Here is a 22,431-nt window from a genome sequence, read left to right as displayed (position 1 = left end):
GGCGCGGTTCCCGTGAGAGGACCTACGTCTTCCAACGAACCGTCGCCGTCGCGGCGGCAGAAGCATGACGCAGTTCACAAGGAAAGGGTGACAGGGCGTTGTCGCGGGCCGCTGAGACTGTCGAGGGCATGACGATCACCGATGAGGACTGCCTCCCCGAGACCCTGGGGTTCAACGAGCAATTTGAGGCTGCCGCCGCGAGCCGTCCAGCTCGCGGGCAGGCGCCGAGCGCCGCCACGCTGGCGCTCCTGCGGCGCAACCGGCTCGGCGGCGACACGCCACCGGTAAGACTGCCGCACGGCCAAGACCGCGTCGTTGAGGGCACAGTGAAGGTACGGGTCTTCGTGCCGGACCAAGTCGACGGCGTGTACCTGCACATCCACGGAGGCGGTTGGGCGTTCGGGTCCGCGGACGGACAGGACGAGCGGCTTTGGCGGCTCGCCGAGCAGACACGGCTGGCCGTGGTGAGCGTGGACTACCGCCTCGCGCCGGAACACCCGTTCCCCGCCGGGCCCGACGACTGCGAAGCGGCTGCCCGGTGGCTGGTGAAGCACGCCGCGGCCGAGTTCGGTACCGACCGGCTGCTGATCGGCGGTGAATCGGCCGGTGCTCACCTCAGCGTCGTGACGCTGCTGCGCCTTCGCGACCGGCACGGCATCACCGGCGCGTTCCGGGCAGCTCACCTGCTCTTCGGCCCCTACGACCTGTCGATGACACCAAGCCAGCGGAGGTTTGGCCCCCGACAGCTGCTGAGCAATACCGACACGCTTCGGGGCGGCTACGACCTGTTCACACCGGGGATGGGGGAAGAGCAGCGCCGTAGCCCGGAGGTCTCGCCCCTGTTCGCGGACCTGGCCGGGCTGCCGCCCGCCCGGATCGTCGTCGGCACCGAAGATCCTCTGCTGGACGACTCGCTGTTCCTGGCCGCACGGTGGCAGGCGGCGGGTGCGCCTGTGCAGCTCGGCGTCGTCGCCGGCGCTATGCACGGCTTCACTCTGTTCCCCCTGACCATCACCGAGCGGGAACTACGGCGAGAGCGGGGCTTCCTGGCCTCCGCGTGACGGTAGCGTCGGCGGCATGAACCGCACTGACCGGCTGTATGCGCTGGTGGAAGAGTTGCGCGCGGCGGCGCCGCGGCCGCTGACGGTCGCGGCGCTCGCCACGCGGTTCGAGGTCAGCACACGCACGGTGCAGCGCGACCTTCAGACACTGATGCAGACCGGTGTCCCGGTGCGCTCCATACCCGGGCGAGGCGGCGGCTGGTCGATCGACCCGGAGATGACCCTGCCCCCGATCCACCTCACCGCCGATGAAGCCTCGGCGCTGACCGCCGCGCTCGCCGCGGCCGACGCCTCCACCCCGTACGCCGGCGCGGCCCGCACGGCGGCTCAGAAGATCGTGGCCTCGATGGACGGCCCCGCCTCGGCGGCGGCCCAAGAACTCGCCGCACGGATCGTTACCCTGCCGACGCACGGTGACTCCGCGATCCGTACCGCGGTGGAGCACGCCCTCGCCAACAACATGGTGCTGCGGCTGTCCTACACCGACGCGGCAGGACACGAAAGCAACCGCGTCGTGGAACCGGCCGGACTGCTCACCGCCGACGGCCGCTGGTACCTCATCGCCTGGTGCCGCACACGCCGGGCCGGCCGGGGCTTCCGGCTCGACCGGATCGCAGCAGCGGCTCCAACCGGCGAGCAGGCACAGCCCCATAACCTGACCGAACTACTACTCGGCTCGGCCGCCGCCGGCGCAGTACAACCCACCGCACTGGCCTCACTCACACCCTCACGATGAGAATCCGAAGGCACCAACCCGGCGAACCTTCCCGGTCACGGCCGTAGCAGACGACCGCCACTTCCCCTGTCGACTCGGCGAGTTGTCCCGACGGGCTGCCGTCGGCAGTCGCATGCCGCCACACTGTGAGGGGCAGTTTCGTGACAACTTGCCACCGGGGGACGAATGAAGGACAACGCTTCGATGAGAGCCGGCCACACGGATCAGCGGGCGGACGGCGCGGTGAACGTACTGCTGGTCCTCTCGCCCGACCCCGAGCTGGACCCGGAGGCGGGGGAACGACTGGCACGCCAACTGCGGGCCGAGATCGCCGAACTGGACGTCGACTCGATCCGTCCTGGGCCCGGCGGCCCGGTTCCTGACGGCGCGAAGGGCACCGATCCGGTCACTCTCGGGGCCATGGTCGTAGCACTGAGCGCGTCCGGTGGCGTCTTCACCGCGCTCATCGAGACCCTGCGCGACTGGCTTGGCCGGTCTTCCGCGCAGCATCGCGTCTCACTGACCATCGACGGAGACACGATCGAACTGGAGCGGGTGTCCGCTGCCGAGCGGCGAGACCTCATCGACGCGTACATCCGCCGCCACACCGGCAGTTAGCCATGGGACGCCGGCTGGCGCTGCTGATCGCCACCTACGACTACCAGGACACCGGGCTGCGGCGGCTGGCCGCTCCGGCGCACGACGCGGAGGCGCTCGCCGAGGTGCTGAGGGACCCGGCCATCGCCGGGTTCGAGGTCACCACGATGGTCAACGAACCGCATCACCGGATCGGCGAGGCCATCGGCGACTTCTACCGCGACCGCCGCCGCGACGATCTGACCCTGCTCTACTTCACCGGCCACGGCCTTAAGGATGACAACGGCCTGCTCTACCTGGCGATGACGAACACCCGCCGCGACAGCCTACTGTTCACCGCACTGTCCGCCGAGCAGATCGACCAGGCCATGGAGGGCTGCGTCTCACGGCAGAAGGTACTGATTCTGGACTGCTGTTACAGCGGGGCGTTCCCGGCAGGCAGGATCTCCAAGGCCGACACCGCGGTGCACGCGCTGGAACGGTTCCAGGGCCGGGGCCGCACGGTGCTGACCGCGTCGGACGCAACGCAGTACTCGTTCGAAGGGAACCAGGCGCACGGTCAGGCGGTGCAGTCGGTGTTCACCCGCTACCTGGTACAGGGTCTGCGCGACGGCAGCGCGGACCTCGACGGCGACGGTGACATCACCCTCGACGAGTTGTACGGCTACGTCCACGACCGGGTCGTCGACGAGATGCCGCAGCAGCGGCCCAAGAAGCAAGACAATGTCGAGGGCCGCATCGTCATCGCCCGGAACATCAACTGGTCCCTGCCGGCACACCTGCGCCATGCGCTGGGCAGCCCCATCGCCACCGATCGCCTCGGTGCCGTCGACGGGCTCGCGCACTTGCACCGGATCGGTAACGACCTCGTGCGACGACACGCCCTCGATGGGCTCCAAGGATTGGTGGACGACGACAGCAGGCTCGTCTCGGCTGCCGCCGCCGAGCGCGTGCGGGCCCTACAACCGATATCCCCAGAGACTCTGGCAGAACAGCACGGGCTGGAGCCCGGCCCAACGGAGCCGGTGGCGCAGGAGCGGGCGCCTGAACCACCGCCACCGACTCCCCCGCCACAGGCAAGCCGCCCGGTCCAACACCCGGAAGGCTCCCCCGTACCCAGCCGTCCACTCGCCAGGTCCGCGCCACCTACCGCGCCGAGCGTCAGAACTCCCACCGCGACCGCCCGTTGGGCGTCACGCCTCATACCCCGCACCCCCCGTGGCAGAGCCATCACCGCCGGTTTTGCGGTTCTGGTCGCGGTGGTCGTGGCTGTCCTCGCGTTCGGCCCCGGGCTCCTTGCGGACTTTTCCGACGGCAGCGGCTCTTCCGATTCCACGGGCGCCCCCAAAATCGTGCTGGACCGGGCCAGTGCCGTCCTGACCGTCCGCAGCAGTGCAAGCGGTTCCGTCAACGACCTGGCCTTCAGCCCCAACGGCAAAACGCTTGCCGCTGTCAGCAACGGTGACCGGGCGATACAGCTGTGGGATTCCGCTACCCATCGGTCCCTCACATCGATCACTACTACCAGCAAGGCTGTGACCAGCGTGGCGTTCAGCCCCGACGGCAAGACCCTTGCTGCCGGCACCACCAACGGCCTAGGCACGGGCGGCAACGCACAGGTATGGCAGCTTCCTGCCGGGGACAGTGTTGCCACGACGACCGGCCACACGGAAGCGGTGGCCGGCGTGGCCCTCAGCCCTGACGGCAAGATCCTCGCCACCGGCGACTGGGACGGCACCGCCAGACTGTGGGACGCGGCCACGGGAAAGCTGCTCACCACACTGATCCGCGTCCAAGGGGACTGGCCTCGGTGCGTGTGCAGCGTCGCGTTCAGCCCCGACGGCAAAACACTCGCCACCGGGAGCACCGACAAGACCGTGCGCCTGTGGGACGTCGCCGACCGCAAGTTGCGGCGCGTCCTGACCGGCCACACGTACGGGGTGAACACTCTGGCGTTCAGCCCGGACGGACGAACGCTCGCCTCCGGCAGCATCGACGGCACGATCCGGCTCTGGAACGTGGCCACAGGCAAGCCCCTGGGTACCTTGCAGAGGGACCCCCGGTCGGTCAGCTCGAACGTGACAGGAGTGGCCTTCGACCCGAAGGACGGGAACATCCTGGCCTCCGTCGGTGACAACGGCGAGAACCGGCTACTGCTGTGGAATGTGACCACACACAAGGTCATCACCCAATTCACCGCGAGCGAAAGAGGCTTGTCCTCCGTCGCGTGGTCCCCGGACGGCCGCACCATCGCCACAGGCGACGGCGACAAGGCCAAGGTGCGACTGTGGGATGTCGCCCGCGTGAAGGCAGGCTCGTAGGCTTCGTTGCCAGCGTCAGGGATCAGCTCACCCTGAGAAGAAGTCGTACGGCGACGACATGGGCGGGTTGGATATGCCCCGGTTACGCCCGATCGTGGTCGCAGGTGACGACACCGGTCCGCGGTTGTGCCGGGGGGTGCGGCGGTCCGCTGATGCCGACAGTGAAGGCGACGGCGGTGTTCTGCTCGGCGGCGTGCCGCTCCAGGCACTGGCGGCGGATGCGTCGGGCTCGGTCGAGGACCGAGGCGGTGAAGGCCGGCGTGACGGCCTCGTGTCCGCGGTGCGGGGCGGTGTGGACGGTCGAGGTCGATCGCCTGGTCTCGGCGGTGTACTGCTCTCCCGCCTGCCGCAAACGGACCTGGCACGCGCGGCGCACGCGGTCCGGGGGGTGAGCCTGCGCGTTCGGTGGACGCAGGGCCGCTTCGGGCGCCGGGGCCGTACGCCCTTCGCTGTCGGGTGAGGCGTTCGGATGGTGCGAAGTGACGTGTTTCCAGGGCGAGTTGACGGCACGCGAGGGTGTTGTCCTCGGGGCTCGTGGGGGTGGTGTCCGGATGACCGGGATGGTCGGCAGTGTGACCCGGCAGCGATACGACGAGCTGGTCAAGCTGGGGCGGGAGGTCGAGAGCCTTGTTCCCCATGACCTTGCTCGCCCCGCCGGACAGACGGAGGTACATCGAGCCGTCGAGGCGGAATGAGACCTGCCTGCCGGGATCAAGATCCCGGCAGGCGCAGAAGGACCGGCGCGCCGATGTCACCGCCGTGCAGGACCGGCTGCGTGAGGTCCCCCTCGGCCCTGGTCGCCACGGCCGAGGGGGACCATGGGCGGGCGGGTCAGTGGCCGGGTGCCGCGGGTGCACTGTGGTGGGACACCGGCATCGCCACGTTCAGGCCCGAGCATGTTGATCAACAAGCACCGACTCCCGGCGCTACGACCCCCGGTGCGGCCGTCGTGTCCGGGTTGCCGTAGTAGGCGTCGGGGCCGTGTTTGCGGGTGTAGTGCCGGGCGAGGAGGTGCGGTGGTGGTGGGGCTGTGGGGGCCAGGGCGAGGGTGTTGATGGCGATGTCGGCGACGGCTTCGCAGATGATGGCGTGTTCGAGGGATGTGCGGGGGGTGGTGGCCCAGGTGAAGGGGCCGTGGTTGGCGACGAGGGCGGCCGGGACCTCGGTGGCCCGTTGGTTGTCGCCGTCGAGCATGTCGACGATGACTTGGCCGGTGTTGTATTCGTAGTTTTTCGTGCACTGGTCGGGGGTGAGGTCGGGGGTGCAGGGGATGGGTCCGTTGAAGGTGTCGGCGTGGGTGGTGCCCAGGACCGGTATGTCACGGCGGGCTTGTGCGAAGGCGACGGCGTGGGTGGAGTGGGTGTGGGTGATGCCGCCGATGGAGGGGAAGGCGAGGTAGAGGCAGCGGTGTGTCTCGGTGTCGGTGGAGGGGCGGAGGTTGCCGTCGACGATCTTGCCGTCGGACAGGCGGACGGTGACCAGATCGTCGGGGGCGAGGTCTGTGTAGGGCACCCCTGAGGGTTTGATCAGGAACACGCCTGCCTCGCGGTCGACGCCGCTCACGTTGCCCCAGGTCAGCGTCGCGAGACCGGCTTGGGGGATGGTCAGGTTGGCGTCGAGTACCTCGTGCCGCAGGCCGGCACGGAGTCGTGCGGTCATCGGTGCTCTCCTTGCAGATCGGTCAGGATCATGGGTGTCAGAGGGCCTGGGCGAGGCGGTGGTAGGCGGCGTTCCAGCGGATTTCCTTGGCGAGGTGTCCGGTGCTGGTGGTCTCGTCGATGGTCAGCAGTTCCACGCCGGTCATGTTGGCGTAGTCGGTGAGGGTCTCGGTGTCGACGGCGGAGCTGAGGACGGTGTGGTGCGGGGCGCCCGCGAGCAGCCAGCTCTCGGCGGACTCGGCGAGGGAGGGGCGTGGCTTCCACACGGCGCGGGCCACCGGGAGGCGGCGCAGGGGTTCGCTGGGGGTGACGACGTCGACGGTGTTGGCGGTGAGGCGGAAGCGGTCGCCGAGGTCGGCCAGGCCGACGACGACGGCGGGGCCGGGGGCCGCGTTGAAGACGAGGCGGACGGGGTCCTCGCGGTCGCCGATGTTCAGGGGGTGGATTTCGCAGCTGGGGCGGTCGGTGGTGATGGAGGGGCAGACTTCCAGCATGTGGGCGCCGAGGATGCGTGGGGTGCCGGGGCCGAGGTGGTAGGTGTAGTCCTCCATGAAGGAGGTGCCGCCGGGCCGGCCGGCGCCCATGACCTTCATGGTGCGCAGCAGCGCGGAGGTTTTCCAGTCGCCCTCGCCGCCGAAGCCGTAGCCGTCGGCCATCAGGCGCTGGACGGCGAGGCCGGGCAGCTGGCGCAGTCCGCCCAGGTCTTCGAAGTTGGTGGTGAACGCGGTGAAGCCGCCTTCGGTGAGGAAGGTGCGCAGGCCGATCTCCTGGCGGGCCGCGTAGAGGAGGGAGTCGTGGCGGATGCCGCCGGGGCGCAGTGCGGGGACGACGTCGTACAACTCGACGTATTCGGCGGCGAGTTCGGCGGTCTCCTTGTCCCCGGCCTGGTCGACGACGGCGACCAGGTCGTTGACGGCGTAGGTGTTCACCGAGTAGCCGAACCGTAGTTGGGCTTCTACTTTGTCGCCTTCGGTGACGGCGACGTCGCGCATGTTGTCGCCGAAGCGGGCCAGTTTCAGGGTGCGTGAGGCGTGGCGGCCGACGGCAGCCCGCGCCCAGGCCGCCACCCGGCGGACGACCCGTGGGTCGGTGGCGTGACCGGCGACGATCTTGCGGTCGATGTTGAGGCGGGACTCGATGTGGGCGAACTCCCGGTCGCCGTGGGCGGCCTGGTTGAGGTTCATGAAGTCCATGTCGATGCTGGGCCAGGGCAGCGACAGGTTGTACTGGGTGTGCAGGTGCAGCAGCGGCCGGTCCAGGGCGGTGAGTCCGGCGATCCACATCTTGGCCGGGGAGAAGGTGTGCATCCACACGATCACGCCCACGCAGGTGTCGGAGGCGCTCGCCTCCTGGCACAGCCGGCGGATCGCGTCGGCGTCGGTGAGGACCGGCTTCCACACGATGCGGACCGGGATCTTCCCCGGGCCGCCGAGGATCTCGGCGATGCTTTGGGACTGTTCGGCGACCTGGTGCAGGATGTCGCCGCCGTACAGGCCCTGGCTGCCGGTGAGAAACCAGATCTCCTGACCCGGGTAGGGCGCGTGGTCGGTGTCCATGAGGGTTCCTTTCAAAGAGAGTTGACCGCCGGGCGTTGACCACCGGGCAGGGGGGTGCCGGGAGTTGACCGCCGGGCGGGGGGTGTGCCGCTCAGGCGGAGGCCTCGGCGCGGAGGTGGCGCAGCCGGTGCATGACCTCGTTGGCGCCGCGGCCGAAGTAGTCGTGCAGCAGCCGGTATTCGGCGTACAGGCGGTCGTAGGCCGCCGCGCGTTCCGGGTCGGGCCGGTAGGCGGCGGGGCGGGCCTTGGCCATGGCGTGGGCGGCGGCCCGGATGTCGGGGTACACGCCGGCCGCGACCGCCGCGTGCATCGCCGCGCCCAGCGCGGGGCCCTGCGCCGAGTCGATGACACCGAGGGGGAGGCGGGTGACGTCGGCGTAGATCTGCATCAGCAGCGGGTTCTTCATCAGGCCGCCCGCGACGATCAGTTCGCGCACCGGCACGCCGGACGTCTCGAACGCCTCGATGATGGTGCGGGTGCCGAAGGCGGTGGCCTCCAGCAGCGCCCGGTAGACGTCCTCGGGGCGGGTGGCCAGGGTCAGCCCGAGCAGGACACCGCTCAGGTCGTGGTCGACGAGCACGCTGCGGTTGCCGCTCTGCCAGTCCAGCGCGACCAACCCGTGCCCGCCCACCCGCTGTTCGGATGCCAGGGCGGTGAGGTGTTCGTGCGGGTCACGGCCGAGCGCGGCGGCCTGCTCGGCGTACGACGCGGGGAAGGCGGTGCGCACGAACCAGCCGAAGATGTCACCGACACCGCTCTGCCCGGCCTCGTATCCCCACAGCCCCGGCAGGATGCCGCCCTCGACCACCCCGCACATGCCCGGCACCTCGGCCCACCGGTCGCTGCTCATCACATGGCAGGTGGAGGTACCCATGATCGCGACCATCCGGCCCGGCTCCACCGCCGTGGCCGCAGGCGCCGTCACATGGGCGTCGACGTTCCCCACGCACACCGCGATCCCCTCCGGCAGGCCCGTCCACGCCGCCGCCTCCGCCGTCAGCCCGCCGGCACGGTCGCCGAGCTGGCCGACCGGCTGGTCCAGCTTGCCGCTCACGAAACCGGCGAACGCGGGGTTGAGCGCGGCCAGATAGTCGCCGGAGGGGTAACTCCCGTCCTGGAGCTGCCCCTTGTACCCGGCGGTGCAGGCATTGCGGACGTAGGTGCCCGACAGCCGCCACACGATCCAGTCGGCGGCCTCGATCCAGCGCTCGGTCAACGCGTAGAGATCCGGGTCCTCCTCGAGCAGCTGGAGGGCCTTGGCGAACTCCCACTCCGAGGAGATCCTCCCGCCGTACCGCCTCAGCCAGGGCTCCTTGCGCGCCTCGGCGAGGGCGGTGATGCGGTCGGCCTGCCCCTGAGCGGCATGATGGCGCCACAGCTTGACATAGGCGTGCGGACGGCCCGCGAACTCCGGCAGCTCACACAGCGGCGTGCCGTCCGCGAGGACCGGCAGCACCGTACACGCGGTGAAGTCCGTGCCGATACCGACGACCTGCTCCGGCCGGACACCGGCTGCCGCGAGCGCCTCGGGCACGGCGACGCGCAGCACGTCGACGTAGTCGGACGGCACCTGCAGGGCCCAGTCCGGCGGCAACGGGGTGCCGTCGGGCAGTTGCCGGTCCAGGACCGCGTGCCGGTAGGCGTGCTCGGCCGTCCCCAGTTCCGCGCCGTCCCGGACGCGGACGACGACGGCCCGTCCGGACAGCGTCCCGTAGTCGACTCCTACGACGCAGGGTTCCAAGTTCCCTGCCGTCTGGTCTCCGGCGTTCACCAACAGTCCCTTCCCAAAGAAGTTCGGTATCTCGATCACCGTCTGACTCCTCGAAGATGCCGAGGCGGCGGCAACGCGCCGGGATCGGCGTCGTCGACCGACGTACTAGCTACGGCTCTTGCCGAAGTAACGAGCGCGTGCCCGGTCGAGCAGGATGGCGATGCCGAGGACCGCTCCCTGGACCACCTGCTGGTCGTACGGGCTGACCTTGAGCGCGAGCAGGCCGTTGGTGATGAACTCCAGCAGGATCGCGCCGGCCGCGATGCCGGCGATGCGGCCCTCACCGCCGGAGAGCGACATGCCTCCGACCACCGCCGCGGCGATGGCGGTCAGTTCCCAGCCGGCGCCGACCGAGGGGTCCGCGACGTTCATCCGGCCGATCACCATGATGCCGACCACGCCGGCCAGTGCGGCGCTGGCGACGTAGGTGGAGGTGATCCGGCGGGCGGTCGGGATGCCGGCCAGCCGGGCGGCCTCCTTGTTGCCGCCGACCGCGTAGATCTGCCGCCCCACGTAGGTGCGCTCCAGCACGAACCAGGCGATGACGGCAGCGCCGACGAAGAACAGGGCGGGGACCGGCACTTCGCCGATGTAGTACTGGCTCAGGTTGCTGAACATTGGCGAGAGGTTGTTGATGGGCGAGCCGCTGGTGATCGCGAGCGCCATGCCCTGCGCGACGGTGTAGGTGACCAGGGTGATCACGAAGGGCGGCACGTTCAGGCGGGTGACCATGATGCCGTGCCAGAGACCGACCCCACCGCAGATCACCAGCGTGAACAGGATCGCGAGGGGCGCGGGCATACCCTCGTTCACGTTCATCCAGGCGGCCAGGATGCCGGCCAGACCGGCCAGTGCGCCCACCGAGAGATCGATGCCGCCGGTGAGGATGACCAGCGACTCGCCGATCGCCAGGATGCCGACCTGAGACAGGTCGCGGCCCATCACCTGGAGGTTGCCCACCGCGGTGTACGTCTCCGCGTTGGCCGCGATCCCGACGAACACCAGCACGCAGGCGATGATCACGCCGGCCTCCGGGGAGGCGGCGAGTTTGCGGGCGAGGCCGGCGACGGCCGGGCGGGAACGCGGCGCGGCCTCTTCGGGTGCGAGCGTGCTCTGCGCGCTCATGCTGGGGCTCCGTTCGTCAGTTGTTCCTGGTCGGGGTTTCCCGGATCGGGATCGTCGGCCTTTCCGTGCTCGGGTTCCGCCTCCTGGAGGGAGGAGGTGCCGGCCGCGGCCGTCATGATGCGTTCCTTGGTGGCGTCGGCCCGGTCGATGACCGTGACCACCCGGCCGTGGTTCATCACCGCGATGCGGTGGCAGATCCACAGCAGTTCCTCCAGTTCGGAGGAGGCGACCACCAGCGCCATGCCCTGCTCCGCCGCCCGGTCGATCAGCTTGTAGATCTCCGCCTTCGCTCCCACGTCCACGCCGCGGGTCGGCTCGTCGAGCAGCAGCAGACGCGGTTCGGCGGCGAACGCCCGGCCGAAGATGGCGCGCTGCTGGTTGCCGCCGGAGAGCGAGCCGATCGGCTGCTCCACCGACTGCATCCGCACGTTGACGTTCTCGGTGATCTTCCGCGCCTCGGCGCGCTCACGGCCCGGCCCCAGCAGGCCACGCGTACTGATCCGCTTGAGCACCGAGATGACGACGTTGGACCGGATGGACGCGAACAGGACCAGCGACTGTTCCTTGCGGTCCTCAGGGATCAGCGCGATCCCGGCCGCCACGCCGTCACCCGCGCCGCGCGGCCGGTAGGGCTCGCCGCCCAGCCGCATCCGGCCGCCCGTCGCGGGCTGCGCGCCCGCGATCGTGTGGACCAGGCGGCTGCGGCCCGAGCCCATCAGCCCGGCCACGCCCAGGATCTCGCCTTCGCGCACCTCCAGGTCGACGGGGCCGAGACCGTCCGCGGTCAGGCCCTCGGCCTGCAGCAGGACCGGGCTGGTCGCGGGCGGCGCCTTCGGCTCGCCCTGCGCGACCTCGCCGCCGACCATGTCCCGGATCAGCCGTTCCTCGGTGGCCTCAGCCGGTTCGAGGTCGGCGACCAGCCTGCCGTTGCGCAGGACCAGGACGCGGTCGCTGATCTCCCGCACCTCGTCCAGGCGGTGTCCGATGAACAGCACCGTGCCGCCGCGGTCGGCCAGTTGGCGGGCCAGGCCCAGCACCATCTCGGCCTCGACCGGCCCCAGCGAGGAAGTCGGTTCGTCCAGGATGAGCAGCTTGGGCTCGCGGCCCCAGGCCTTGGCGATCTCGATCATCTGCCGGGTCGGCACCGGAAGGGTACGCACCTCCCGGCTCACCGGGATCGTCTCGGCGGACAGGCCGATCTCCGCCAGCATCGCCTTCGCCTCGGCGCGCTGCGCGGCACCGTCGACCAGGACCCGGCGTTTCGACTTTCGCGGGCGGCGGCCCAGCAACAGGTTCTCCGCCACTGACAACTGTCCGACCAGCGGGAACTCCTGGGAGACCATGGCGATACCGAGTTGTCCCGCGGCCTCGGTGGACCCGGCGGCGAGGGGCTCGCCGCCGATCAGGATCTCGCCGCCGTCCCGGTGGACGGACCCGGCCAGCGTGCCCATGAGCGTGGACTTTCCGGCGCCGTTCTCGCCGACCACGCCGATGACCTGGCCGGCGTACAGGTCGAGCTCCGGCAGGTCGAGGACGCGCACCGGTCCGTAGGACTTGTGCACTCCCCGCAGCCGCGCCGTGACGGCGCGGCCCGGGGCGTTCTCCGTGGCCGTCATGCTCAGCCGATCCCGAGCTGCGACTCGAGGGACTGGTACGCGCTCAGGTCGGACTTGGTGACCAGGCCCACACCGGAGCTGAGGGTCGAACCGTCCTTCTCCAGATAGGGCTTGACGAGCGCCATCGTCGCGGACTTGCCCAGCACCTTCTCCGCGGCCAGGATGTACGCCCCGGTGTAGCCCTGCTGGTACGGCATCTGCACGACGGTGCCGGAGATGACACCCGACTTGATGAACTTCAGCGTCTGGGCGTCGGAGTCGTCCGACACGATGTGCACCGAGGCGGTCTTGCCGGCCGAGGTAACCGCCTGGGCCAGCGCGGGGCCGTCGTAGGAGTAGACGCCGTAGAGCCCGGTGACGTCCGGGTTGTTGGCGAGGATGGTCTCGGCGTCGGAGGTCGCGGTGCTGGCCTGGAGGTTGTCGTTGACCTTCTGGGCGACAGTGATCTTGGTGCCCTTGAGCGCGGCCTCGAAGCCGGCGATGCGTTGGGTGGCGTTCGACGCGGTGAGCGAGCCGACCAGGATGGCCACCTTGCCTTTGCCGCCGAGGACCTGCTTCATCGCGGTGCCGGCCTGGAAGCCGGCGGTGTAGTTCGGGGTGCCCAGGTAGAGCGAGGCGGCGTCGGTGCCGGGCAGCGGCGAGTCGATCGCGAGGACGCCGATGCCCTTCTGGACGTCGGTGTGGATGGTGCCCGCGGCCGAGGTCGGGTCGATCGCCGAGATCGAGTAGCCGGTGACGCCCTGCGAGCGCAGGGTCTCCAACTCCGAGTTCTGCTCGGTCAACTTGCCGTTGGGCGGGGCGAAGTAAGTGCACTTGCTCTTCGATATGCCGAGGTCGGAGCAGCCCTTGAGGAAGCCGACCTGGCCGGCCTTCCAGTAGTCGGCGGCCACGTTCACGACCATCGCGATGTCGACCTTGGACAGGTCCTTGCCTGCCAGCGCCGACTTCAGTGCCGCGTCGAGCTTGGCGAGGTTGGTCTGGTTGAAGGTGACCGAGCCGGCCAGCGCGACCGGCGCGGCGCCGGGGCTCGCCGAGTCCGAGCCGGAGGAGCCGGTGGCGTTCTTGGAGCAGCCGGCCGCGGCGAGCGAGATGAGCACCACGGCCGCGGCGGCCACCGTGCGGGACCTTCTGGTACGAATCATGACTGATCAGCGCCTTTCTGGGCGTGTCGGGGTAGCGAGGGCCCACGGCCGGTTGCGGTGTGGGCGGATCGGGAACGGCCGGAGCACTGTTCGGCCGGCCCGCTCCGGCTGTTGGGCATGACGGTGCGCCGGAGGCGGGCGGGGGTGAGCGGTGGCAGTCCGGTCAGGGAGCCCTGACGGGCGAGTGGTCGACTGTCGGCGAGAGAAGGCCGACCATGGCGAGTGCGACGAAGGCGGTGATGCACGAATGCCTGACGGGACGTCAGGGCCTTGGGCCCATCCGGCCGGAGGACGGATCACTTCCCGGGCCTCGCGCCCCAAGTGGTCAGGGAAGAGCGGTCGTTCGGCCTGCGGCACTCACGTGCGACGGCGCCCGGGTGATCGGGGGCCCGCGGCCGGATGGTCGGCGGTCACGCTAACGGGAAGGGGCCCATCTCGTTTCCTTTTCTCTGTGCAGGCCGGTGGTGCGATCGAGGCGCCGGTCAGTGCCGGGGACGGGTCGCCGAGGTGCGCACCACAAGACTGGGTGGGATGACGATGTGAGGTCTCTCATCGACCGCAGGGAACCCCGCGTCGGGGTCACCGACGATCTCGATCAGCGCGCGCAGGGCGCGCCGGCCCAGTTCGTCGAAGTCCTGGCGGACGCTGGTCAGTGACGGGCCGAAGTACTCGGTCTCCGGCATGTCGTCGAAACCGACGACGCTGATGTCCTCGGGTACCCGGCACCCGGCCTGCTGCACAGCGCGCAGCAGGCCGAGGGCCATGTGGTCGTTGGCGCAGAACACCGCGGTGACCTCGGGGTCGGCGGCGATCCGTCGGCCGATCTCGAATCCGGTACGGGCCGTCCAGTCGGCGCCGCCCAGCGGTTCGACCACCTGAGCACCCCGCTTTTCCAGGGTGTTGCGCCATCCTTCCTCGCGCTCCTGCGCGTCGAGCCAGGAACGCGGACCGACCATGTGGTGCACGGTGCGATGTCCGAGGTCGAGAAGATAGGAGGTGGCCAGTTCGGCACCCGCCTCGTTGTCCACGGCAACCGATGCCAGCTTGGCGTGGGTGCCGCAGCCGACCGCGACCAACGGCACGTCCGACGGCACGCTCGCCAGCGCTCCGACGGCCGAGGTCTGCGGCGCGATCACGATGATTCCCTCGACGCCCTGGTCCCGAAGCCGGTCGACAGCATCCAGCACCGAACGGCGGTCGAGCGTGCCGACCGCGGCCACGGTGACGAAGTACTCGTGTTGCCTGGCCGCCTGCTCGATGCCGTAGAGCATGCAGGCCGGCCCGTACAGCGTGGTGTTGAAGCTGATCACACCCAGGGTGCGGGTGCGGCGGGTGGCGAGGTTGCGGGCGGCGGCGTTGGGGCGGTAGCCGAGTTCGCGGACCGCGGCGAGCACACGGTCGCGGGTGGCGGACCGTACATTCGGGTGGTCGTTGAGGACCCGCGAAACGGTCTGGTGCGAGACGCCCGCGATCCGGGCCACGTCCGCCATCACCGGTGCGCGTTCCCCGTCCATCCGCCGCCTCCTCACCTGTTGTCGTGTTTCCGATCGGTTGCTTCTCCGGTCGGAAACGGCCTGTCGTGGAGAATTGTTAGCGCACACATTCCGGAGGGGTCAAGGATCGCAACTGCTCGCTTTCGGATGTTTCGGACAGCGTTGTCAGATGCTCGCGAACCCCGCTGACCTGGTAAGCCATCGCCGAGAGAAGCTCCGCTCCACCGGGGCCGCGGACAACACCCCATGAAATCCAGGGCATTTGTTTCCACACTCTTGACTGCCCGTCACTGTTGACCGCCCGTTCATCCCCGCGTAAAAAAGGCGGAGTCGCGAGACCAGTCGATCACTATCGGCCGTGCGAGGTCGACACCTGTACAACGCCCCGCCTCCAGACCGGGTCAGCCCTTCCGACATGCAGATATCACCCTTTGCGGACGTACTCGAACAGAGGAAGACACAGGCCGCGAGGACCCCTGTCCCCGTAGAACTCGGATGAGTGACGGCATCTGGGAGTCTTGATTGTTAGCGCTCACATTTCCCGCCGATCGTGCTGGCCAGGCCCCGTTTCAGCACCCACGCCACGTCCCGGCGGCAGCTCCCGGCATGCAGAGCACCGCATACCGGCGTCCCCCTGCTCCCTGCGCATGCGGCGCCGGGCTTCAGAAGAACGCGACACGGAAGAGGTTCACAGTGATAGCAAGGCAACTGAGAGGGCTCCGGCTGAGGGTGGTCGGCGCGGTTCTCGCACTTCTCGCCGGCATCCTGGTCGGAGCCATCGGCACCGCGGGCGCGGCCCAGGCGGCCTCGTCCCTGCCGTGTGACATCTATGCCTCCGCCGGCACCCCCTGTGCAGCCGCCCACAGCACCACGCGAGCCCTCTACGCCTCCTACAACGGCGCTCTCTACCAGGTCAAGCGTGCCTCGGACTCCACCACCGCCGACATCGGCGTCCTCAGCACCGGCGGCTACGCCAACGCCGCGGCACAGGACTCCTTCTGCTCCGGCACGACCTGCGTCATCACGAAGATCTACGACCAGAGCTCGAACCACAACGACCTGACCATCGAGGGCCCGGGCGGCAACGGCGGCCAGGACGTCGGCGCGATCGCCAACGCGCTGCCGGTCACGGTCGGCGGCCACGCGGCGTACGGCGTCTTCGTCTCCGCGGGTGTCGGCTACCGCGACAACAGCACCACGGGCATCGCCACCGGCAGCTCCCCCGAGGGCGCGTACATGGTGACCAGCGGCCACCACGTCAACAACCGGTGCTGCTTCGACTACGGCAACGCCGAGACGTCCGGCGACGACACCGGCAACGGACACATGGACGCGATCAACTTCGGTACGGAGTGCTGGTTCTCGTGCACCGGCTCCGGCCCCTGGGTCGAGGCGGACCTGGAGAACGGACTGTTCTTCGGGGCGAACGGCGCCTACTCGGGCAACAGCGGCATCTCCAGCGATTACGTCACCGCCATGGAGAAGAACAACGGCACCTCGGCCTACGCGATCAAGGGCGGCAACGCCCAGTCGGGTTCACTGAGCACCTTCTACAACGGGGCCCTGCCCACCACCAGTGGATACAACCCGATGCACAAGGAAGGTGCCATCGTCCTGGGCACCGGCGGTGACAACAGCAACGGGTCCGACGGCTCCTTCTTCGAAGGCGTCATGACCTCCGGCTACCCGACCGACGCCACCGACAACGCCGTACAGGCAAACGTCACCTCCGTCGCCTACACCACCCCGACCGCGAGCTTCCCCGTCACCGGCACCGCCTACCGCCTGACCAACACCAACTCCGGCAAGGTCCTGGACGCGGTGAACTGCGGTACGGCCAACGGCACTTCGGTCGACCTCTGGTCCTCGCTCGGCAACACCTGCCAGCAGTGGAAGTTCGCCGCCGCGGGCAACGGCCACTACACGATCACCAACGTCAACAGTGGCACGGTCCTGGACGACAAGAACTGTGGGCAGAGCAACGGCACGGCCGTCCAGTTGTGGGCCTCGCTCGGCAACACCTGCCAGCAGTGGGACGTCACCAAGGTCGGCAGCCACTACACCATCTCCAACGTCAACACCGGCATGACGCTGGACGTCACGAACTGCGGAACGGCCAACGGCACCGTGGTGCGCCAGTGGCAGCAGCTCGACAACACCTGCCAGCAGTGGGACATCGCCTCCTGAGCGGAAACCCGACCCACCGATGGTCCGCCGACCTCCCCAACGGCGGACCATCGGCCCAACCCGGAGCGCGATCGACGGACGGACCTCCACACGGTCCGAGCCGTCCTCTCCGCAGCCGGCCCGGAACACGCTGATCCTCGCCCGGGCCTGACGCACATTCAGCCGCCGCCCGGTGTACTCCCCCTGCGGAGACCCCGTCCTGCCGTCGATCCCAAGACGAACACTCACCACCCGCCCGCACTCACCCGGAACCCGCCGCGGAGAGGCACTCACCACTCCTCCCCCGATCAGCTCCCCGCCTCACCGCGCCCTGTCCGATCGATCCGTCTCGCAAAGGAACTCCCGCATGCCCCCAGAAAACGGACTGCCCCGCAGAACCGTCCTCACCGCCCTCGGCGCCGCGTCCCTGGCCGGAACCTTCGCCGCTGCCTCTCCGGCACGAGCCGCCGAACACTCCGGCACCACAGCGGACGCCACCGCCTCGGACCTGCCCGCCGCAGCCGCGCACTGGACCTTCGACGAGGGCTCCGGATCCTCCGCCGCAGACTCGTCCGGCAACGCTCACACCGCCGCCCTCCTGGGCGCGGCCGCCTGGGACACGGGCAAGATCGGCGCCCACAGCCTGAGCCTCGTCGCGGGCGGCAACGCCGCGGCCGCCGGCCCCGCCCTCGACACCTCCCAAGCGTTCTCGGTGGCCGCCTGGGTGAACCTCAGTCAGCTGGGCGGCTACCAGACCGCCGTCAGTATCGACGGCCAGGCCGTCAGCGCCTTCTACCTCGGGCTGCGCGACGACACCGGGACCTTCGCCTTCGCGCGGCTCGCCTCGGACGCCACGCAGGGTGCCGCCGTGGCGGCCGCCGCCTCCGCGCCCACCACCGGCACCTGGACCCACCTGGTCGGAGTCAGCGACCCGTCGGCCGGCGTCACCCGCCTCTACGTCAACGGCGTGCTGGAGGGAGAGACCGACTACACCGCGGGCTGGGCCGGCAACGGCGACACCGCCATCGGCCGCGCCCTCTACGGCGGCGGGCACGTCGACCAGTGGCACGGCCTGATCGACGACGTCTGGATGTTCCCGACCGCCCTCACCTCCGACCAGGTCGCGACGCTGGCCGGGGTGCCGGTGGAGTCCACGACACCGTTGCTGAGCGTGGACGTCGCCAACCCGGCGCACGCGGTGTCCCCCATCCTTCCCGGCCTGATGTTCGAGGACATCAACCACTCCGGCGAGGGCGGCATCTACGCCGAACTGGTACAGAACCGCTCGATGATGGCCAGCGACACCTCGGCCGTCCACTGGTCCGCCGTCGGCGGGACGACCCTCGCGCTCGACACCACCACGCCCCTCAACGACGCCCTCAACCGCTCCCTCAAGGTCGTACTTCCGAGCGGTACCGGGGCCGACAACCGGGCCGGAGTGGCCAACGACGGATTCTGGGGCATCCCCGTGCGCCCCCGAACCACGTACACCGCGCGACTGTTCGCCAAGGCGTCGCACCGGATCGGCCCCCTGACGGTGGCCGTCGAGTCGGCCGACGGCTCGACGGTGTACGCCTCCGCACGACTGCACCACGTCGGTACCGCCTTCCCGGACCGCCCCTTCGAACTCACCCTGCACACCGGCCCGCACACTCCTGTGGTCGGTGACGCGAGGCTGACCGTGACCACCGACGACCCCTCCGCCGCGGGCGAGACCCTCTGGCTCCAGTACGTCTCCCTCTTCCCGCCCACCTACAACAACCGCCCCAACGGCCTACGCATCGACCTGATGGAGAAACTGGTCGCCCTGACGCCGAAATTCCTGCGTTTCCCCGGCGGCAACTTCGTCGAGGGCAACACCTTCGCGACGCGGTTCAACTGGAAGAACACCATCGGTCCGGCCTGGGAGCGCCCCGGCCACATGGACGACGCCTGGGGTTACTGGTCCACGGACGGGCTCGGACTCCTCGAATACCTGCACTGGGTCGAGGACATGCGCGCCCAGCCGGTCCTCGCCGTCTTCGCCGGCTACACGCTGAAGGGCGAGCACGTCACCGGCGACGCCCTCACTCCGTACGTCCAGGACGCCCTCGACGAGATCGAGTACGTCACCGGCCCCGCCCACAGCACGTGGGGCGCGAAGCGCGCGGCGGACGGCCACCCCGAGCCGTTCCCGCTGGAGTTCGTGGAGATCGGCAACGAGGACTGGTTCGACTCCTCCGGGTCCTACGACGAGCGCTTCGCGGCCTTCCACGACGCGATCAAGGCGAAGTACCCGCACCTGAAGCTGATCGCCACCACAACGGTCACGAGCCGCACGCCGGACCTGATCGACGAGCACTACTACCTCGCGCCGTCCGCCGCCCAGGCAGCAACCCACAAGTACGACAACCGGGACCGCACTTCGACCAAGGTCTTCGTCGGGGAGTGGGCCGCGCAGGAGGGCCGCCCCACGCCCGACCTCAACGCCGCGCTGGGCGACGCCGCATGGCTGGCCGGGCTGATCCGCAACTCCGACCAGGTCCTCATGGAGTGCTACGCCCCGCTCTTCTCCCACGTCAAGAACAACGTCTGGGCCACCAACCTGATCGCCTACGACAACCTCACCAGCTATGTGTCACCCAGCTACTGGGCACAGCAGATGCTGACAAGCAGGCTGGGCAGAACCGTACTGCCGGCCACCGCACGTGCGTTGCCGGCCATCGCCACAGTCGCCACCCGCTCGGGGAACCGTCTCTACCTCGCGGTCGTCAACTCCGGGACAGAGAAAGTGAACGTACCGGTCGAACTCAAGGGCCTGGCGAAGGGCGTGAAGAAAAACGTCACCGCCACGGTCCTGACCGGACCCGCGCGCACCACTACCAACACACTCACCGAACCCACCACGCTGGTCCCCAGAACCAGCACCGTCACCGGCGCGGCAGCAGCCTTCACCAGCACCCTGCCGCCGCTCTCCGTCACGGTCCTGGAACTCGTCCTGACCTGACATCCGTCCACCCCGCGGCTCGCCCTGCCCGACTGCCCATCCCGGGCAGGCAGGGCGAGCCAGGCCACAAGACCGCTTCGGGGCCCGGACGGCAAACCAGCTGACCTGCCCCACGGTTCGGGCTCCAGCTGTGGTGGCTGGCTGGCGGCGGGGATGGTGTCCTGTTCGGAGAGTAGCTCGTACTCGATCGGGGTGCGGTAGCCCAGTGCTGAGTGGCGCCGCCGTCGGTTGTGGAAGACCTCGATCGACGAGCGCTCCGTCCGTTTCCCGCTCGGATGGACCTCGGAAGGTGTCTTCGCGGTGGCTGATTTCACCGGGGCACACCTGCTCCACCTGGCCGCGGCTGGCTGCATGCTCGATACCCCGAACCGCAAGGCCGCCGGAATGGACATCGCGCGCATCGGTGTACGCGTCAGCGCAGCCGGGGGATTCAACACCGACAACCGGTCTTCGACCGGCATCAGCTACTCCGTCGAACTGGGCTCGGCCGCATCCCCTGCGGCCCTGTGTCGGCTGCTCGTGGTCGTGGACGAGGTCGCCGAAATCCCGAAGGCGATCCCTGTCGGCACCCGCGTCAGCCGGAGCACGACCTCCGCGAGCTGATGCGAACCTTGACCTCCTTCGCGGTGTTGTCCACCCCGGGACGATCGAACGTCTCACGCGGGCGGTGCCTGCGACCGTTCCGTTCTTCTCCATGAGCCGCATGCGGTGGCGTTCGGACCTTCCGGCGCGACGCCCCACCGGCGCTCCTCCGAGTGGACAAAGGCCCGCGTGTGGGCCAGGCGCCACCGTCCGGTCCTCGACGAGCTCGGCTCCCGCGGCGAGTTGGACTGGTCCCGCCGTGCGACCGACTCGGTCACCATGCGGAACCTGAAAGGGGCGAGCCGACAGGCCCGACTCCCGCAGAGCGGGGACGTACGGGTCAAAGATCCACCTGATCACGAGGCGGACCGGCCTGCTCCTGTCCATCGGCATCCCGGCCGCCGACACCCACGACAGCCAGGCACTGATCCCACGGGTGAAGGGCACACCGCTGGTCGCTCCGCCGGGGGGACGCCGACGGCGCATGCCCTGCGGGCACCACGCAGGGGATACAGCTACGACCACTTGCGGCGGTGGTTACGCGAGCGCGGTATCCGCCACTCCTTCTTTCTCCGTGACCGTGTCCCCGTGTTCGCCGAGACCGAAGGTCGGATGCCGCGACAGTGCGTACGCCAGTGCTCTGGCAGACCGGCACCTGCCAGAGCAGCGTGTTGAGCAAGGTCGGTCCATGATCTCGATGCTCTTGCCGGAGCCGCTGGTCGAGGTCACAGCCTCCACGGTGCCGGACAACACGTCGGAGCACAGGACGATGGAGCCGCCGGAGTACCTGACGTAGCCGGCTGAGCACGCTCCCCAGGTTGAAGTCATGGCAGGTGGACGTACTCGGCTTGGTGAACGTCGAGCCGCCGGAGATTTCGGGGAGCCCAGGCGTGTTGGTGTCCTCCTTGCCCGTCGTGCCGTTCACGAATACACAGGCTGCTGTGGCCGATGTCGTGGCCGCTTCGGCCGGGGCCGCGCCGACGGCCGTCACGCCCCCGATCAGTCCGAGGGCCGCCACCCCGGTCGCGAGTTGCTGGGCCATCCTCCTTCGTGTGCGCGCACCAGGGCGCTACGATCGGCCCCCCGCGATCACGACGCAACTGTGTGCTTCGGCATGGGGACTTGGCGCCGAAGAGCTCCGCATCCACCGCCCCCTGGCTATGTCGATGGCGCCGCAAAGACTCTCCGCCGCGACGGGCTGGAAGCCAGCCCTACGGGGAAAATGACAGAACCGCGGGAAGAGACGGCCCCTGAGCTGCGATTTCACAGCGCCCCATGAGTGACCAGTGAGACGGTGTTGCTCGCCTCGTAGCGTGGAATCCGTGATCGTAGGGGGGATCCGAGGTTCGTGACTCCCCCTCGGCTGAAGCCGGGGGTTTCTCGTTGCGCCGGGTTGGCGTTGCGACGGACCAGCCCGGCCCGTAGAACGTTGGCCGGACGAGGGTGGCATCGACGATGACGCTGACGCCCAGGCCCAGGCCCAGCATCTTGATGACCACGTTGGTGGAGAGCAGGAAGACCTCGTAGTCCATGGACAGGCCGAAGACGATGGCGAACATCCTCATCGACACGTACGACTCGACCGGGACGGGCTCGTCGACGCCGAACAGGGAACCGCCCCAGCCCCAGGCGGGACCTGACG

General features: G+C 69.2%; 15 protein-coding genes and 2 pseudogenes. 8 read left to right on the top strand and 9 right to left on the bottom strand.

What is annotated here, in order from left to right:
* Nucleotides 1-128: 128 nt before the first annotated feature.
* The 4 genes from OG714_RS51175 to OG714_RS51160 all read left to right on the top strand — a co-directional run bounded on the left by OG714_RS51175 (nt 129) and on the right by OG714_RS51160 (nt 4,694).
* The gene (locus tag OG714_RS51175) at nt 129-1,061 is read left to right on the top strand and encodes an alpha/beta hydrolase (RefSeq protein WP_406131350.1); all 933 of its coding nucleotides are present in this window, start codon (nt 129-131) and stop codon (nt 1,059-1,061) included.
* A 16-nt stretch (nt 1,062-1,077) separates the two neighbouring features.
* Nucleotides 1,078-1,797: a helix-turn-helix transcriptional regulator gene (locus tag OG714_RS51170; protein ID WP_406131349.1), complete on the top strand. Its 720-nt coding sequence runs from the start codon at nt 1,078-1,080 to the stop codon at nt 1,795-1,797.
* A 183-nt stretch (nt 1,798-1,980) separates the two neighbouring features.
* On the top strand, nt 1,981-2,394 hold the full coding sequence (locus OG714_RS51165) for a hypothetical protein (RefSeq protein WP_406131348.1): 414 nt from the start codon (nt 1,981-1,983) through the stop codon (nt 2,392-2,394).
* A gap of 2 nt (nt 2,395-2,396) precedes the next feature.
* Nucleotides 2,397-4,694 (top strand): caspase family protein, encoded by a 2,298-nt coding sequence (locus OG714_RS51160; protein WP_406131347.1) that lies wholly within the window; start codon nt 2,397-2,399, stop codon nt 4,692-4,694.
* An 82-nt stretch (nt 4,695-4,776) separates the two neighbouring features.
* On the opposite strand, the gene OG714_RS51155 is transcribed toward OG714_RS51160, so the two are convergent.
* The 8 genes from OG714_RS51155 to OG714_RS51120 all read right to left on the bottom strand — a co-directional run bounded on the left by OG714_RS51155 (nt 4,777) and on the right by OG714_RS51120 (nt 15,076).
* Nucleotides 4,777-5,046, bottom strand: a complete 270-nt coding sequence (locus tag OG714_RS51155) for a hypothetical protein (RefSeq protein ID WP_406131346.1) — start codon at nt 5,044-5,046, stop codon at nt 4,777-4,779.
* A gap of 551 nt (nt 5,047-5,597) precedes the next feature.
* Nucleotides 5,598-6,353 carry an L-ribulose-5-phosphate 4-epimerase AraD gene (araD, locus tag OG714_RS51150; protein ID WP_406131345.1) on the bottom strand — a complete coding sequence of 252 codons (756 nt, stop codon included), beginning with the start codon at nt 6,351-6,353 and terminating at the stop codon, nt 5,598-5,600.
* 37 nt (nt 6,354-6,390) lie between these two features.
* Complete coding sequence (gene araA, locus OG714_RS51145) at nt 6,391-7,908, bottom strand: L-arabinose isomerase (RefSeq protein ID WP_406118858.1); 1,518 nt, start codon at nt 7,906-7,908, stop codon at nt 6,391-6,393.
* A gap of 91 nt (nt 7,909-7,999) precedes the next feature.
* Nucleotides 8,000-9,679 carry a ribulokinase gene (gene araB / locus OG714_RS51140; protein WP_406132222.1) on the bottom strand — a complete coding sequence of 560 codons (1,680 nt, stop codon included), beginning with the start codon at nt 9,677-9,679 and terminating at the stop codon, nt 8,000-8,002.
* Between the two features lie 105 nt (nt 9,680-9,784).
* Nucleotides 9,785-10,804, bottom strand: coding sequence for an ABC transporter permease (locus tag OG714_RS51135; protein ID WP_406131344.1), 1,020 nt, complete (start codon nt 10,802-10,804; stop codon nt 9,785-9,787).
* Entirely contained in the window at nt 10,801-12,420 is a 1,620-nt protein-coding gene (locus tag OG714_RS51130) for a sugar ABC transporter ATP-binding protein (RefSeq protein ID WP_406131343.1), read from the bottom strand. The genes OG714_RS51135 and OG714_RS51130 overlap by 4 nt, the downstream gene beginning before the upstream one ends.
* A gap of 2 nt (nt 12,421-12,422) precedes the next feature.
* On the bottom strand, nt 12,423-13,562 hold the full coding sequence (locus tag OG714_RS51125) for a substrate-binding domain-containing protein (protein WP_406131342.1): 1,140 nt from the start codon (nt 13,560-13,562) through the stop codon (nt 12,423-12,425).
* A gap of 482 nt (nt 13,563-14,044) precedes the next feature.
* A complete protein-coding gene (locus OG714_RS51120) occupies nt 14,045-15,076 on the bottom strand; it encodes a LacI family DNA-binding transcriptional regulator (RefSeq protein WP_406131341.1) in 1,032 nt (343 codons plus the stop codon).
* Between the two features lie 708 nt (nt 15,077-15,784).
* On the opposite strand from OG714_RS51120, the gene OG714_RS51115 reads away from it, so the two are divergent.
* The 4 genes and pseudogenes from OG714_RS51115 to OG714_RS51100 all read left to right on the top strand — a co-directional run.
* Nucleotides 15,785-17,242, top strand: a complete 1,458-nt coding sequence (locus OG714_RS51115; RefSeq protein ID WP_406131340.1) for an arabinofuranosidase catalytic domain-containing protein — start codon at nt 15,785-15,787, stop codon at nt 17,240-17,242.
* Nucleotides 17,243-17,588: 346 nt separating this feature from the next.
* On the top strand, nt 17,589-20,207 hold the full coding sequence (locus tag OG714_RS51110) for a LamG-like jellyroll fold domain-containing protein (RefSeq protein ID WP_406131339.1): 2,619 nt from the start codon (nt 17,589-17,591) through the stop codon (nt 20,205-20,207).
* Nucleotides 20,208-20,507: 300 nt separating this feature from the next.
* Nucleotides 20,508-20,810 (top strand): hypothetical protein, encoded by a 303-nt coding sequence (locus OG714_RS51105; protein WP_406131338.1) that lies wholly within the window; start codon nt 20,508-20,510, stop codon nt 20,808-20,810.
* Nucleotides 20,811-20,921: 111 nt separating this feature from the next.
* Nucleotides 20,922-21,350: pseudogene (locus tag OG714_RS51100) on the top strand (IS5/IS1182 family transposase); the annotation flags it as partial.
* 872 nt (nt 21,351-22,222) lie between these two features.
* On the opposite strand, the pseudogene OG714_RS51095 reads toward OG714_RS51100, so the two are convergent.
* Nucleotides 22,223-22,417 (bottom strand): annotated as a pseudogene (locus OG714_RS51095) (hypothetical protein); the annotation flags it as partial.
* Nucleotides 22,418-22,431 lie beyond the last annotated feature (14 nt).

The sequence above is a fragment of the Streptomyces sp. NBC_00989 genome, from assembly GCF_045162655.1.
Classification (GTDB): domain Bacteria; phylum Actinomycetota; class Actinomycetes; order Streptomycetales; family Streptomycetaceae; genus Streptomyces.
The sequence above is the reverse complement of the archived record's forward strand: the minus strand, read 5'-3'. Positions and strand labels throughout refer to the sequence as shown.

Bases quoted from the DNA above. Each gene is read 5' to 3' on its own strand.
- OG714_RS51160 (WP_406131347.1), top strand. From the start codon at position 2,397: ATGGGACGCCGGCTGGCGCTGCTGATCGCCACCTACGACTACCAGGAC.
- OG714_RS51110 (WP_406131339.1), top strand. From the start codon at position 17,589: ATGCCCCCAGAAAACGGACTGCCCCGCAGAACCGTCCTCACCGCCCTC.
- OG714_RS51135 (WP_406131344.1), bottom strand. From the start codon at position 10,804: ATGAGCGCGCAGAGCACGCTCGCACCCGAAGAGGCCGCGCCGCGTTCC.
- araA (WP_406118858.1), bottom strand. From the start codon at position 7,908: ATGGACACCGACCACGCGCCCTACCCGGGTCAGGAGATCTGGTTTCTC.
- OG714_RS51130 (WP_406131343.1), bottom strand. From the start codon at position 12,420: ATGACGGCCACGGAGAACGCCCCGGGCCGCGCCGTCACGGCGCGGCTG.
- araD (WP_406131345.1), bottom strand. From the start codon at position 6,353: ATGACCGCACGACTCCGTGCCGGCCTGCGGCACGAGGTACTCGACGCC.
- OG714_RS51165 (WP_406131348.1), top strand. From the start codon at position 1,981: ATGAGAGCCGGCCACACGGATCAGCGGGCGGACGGCGCGGTGAACGTA.
- OG714_RS51170 (WP_406131349.1), top strand. From the start codon at position 1,078: ATGAACCGCACTGACCGGCTGTATGCGCTGGTGGAAGAGTTGCGCGCG.
- OG714_RS51125 (WP_406131342.1), bottom strand. From the start codon at position 13,562: ATGATTCGTACCAGAAGGTCCCGCACGGTGGCCGCCGCGGCCGTGGTG.
- OG714_RS51120 (WP_406131341.1), bottom strand. From the start codon at position 15,076: ATGGACGGGGAACGCGCACCGGTGATGGCGGACGTGGCCCGGATCGCG.
- OG714_RS51175 (WP_406131350.1), top strand. From the start codon at position 129: ATGACGATCACCGATGAGGACTGCCTCCCCGAGACCCTGGGGTTCAAC.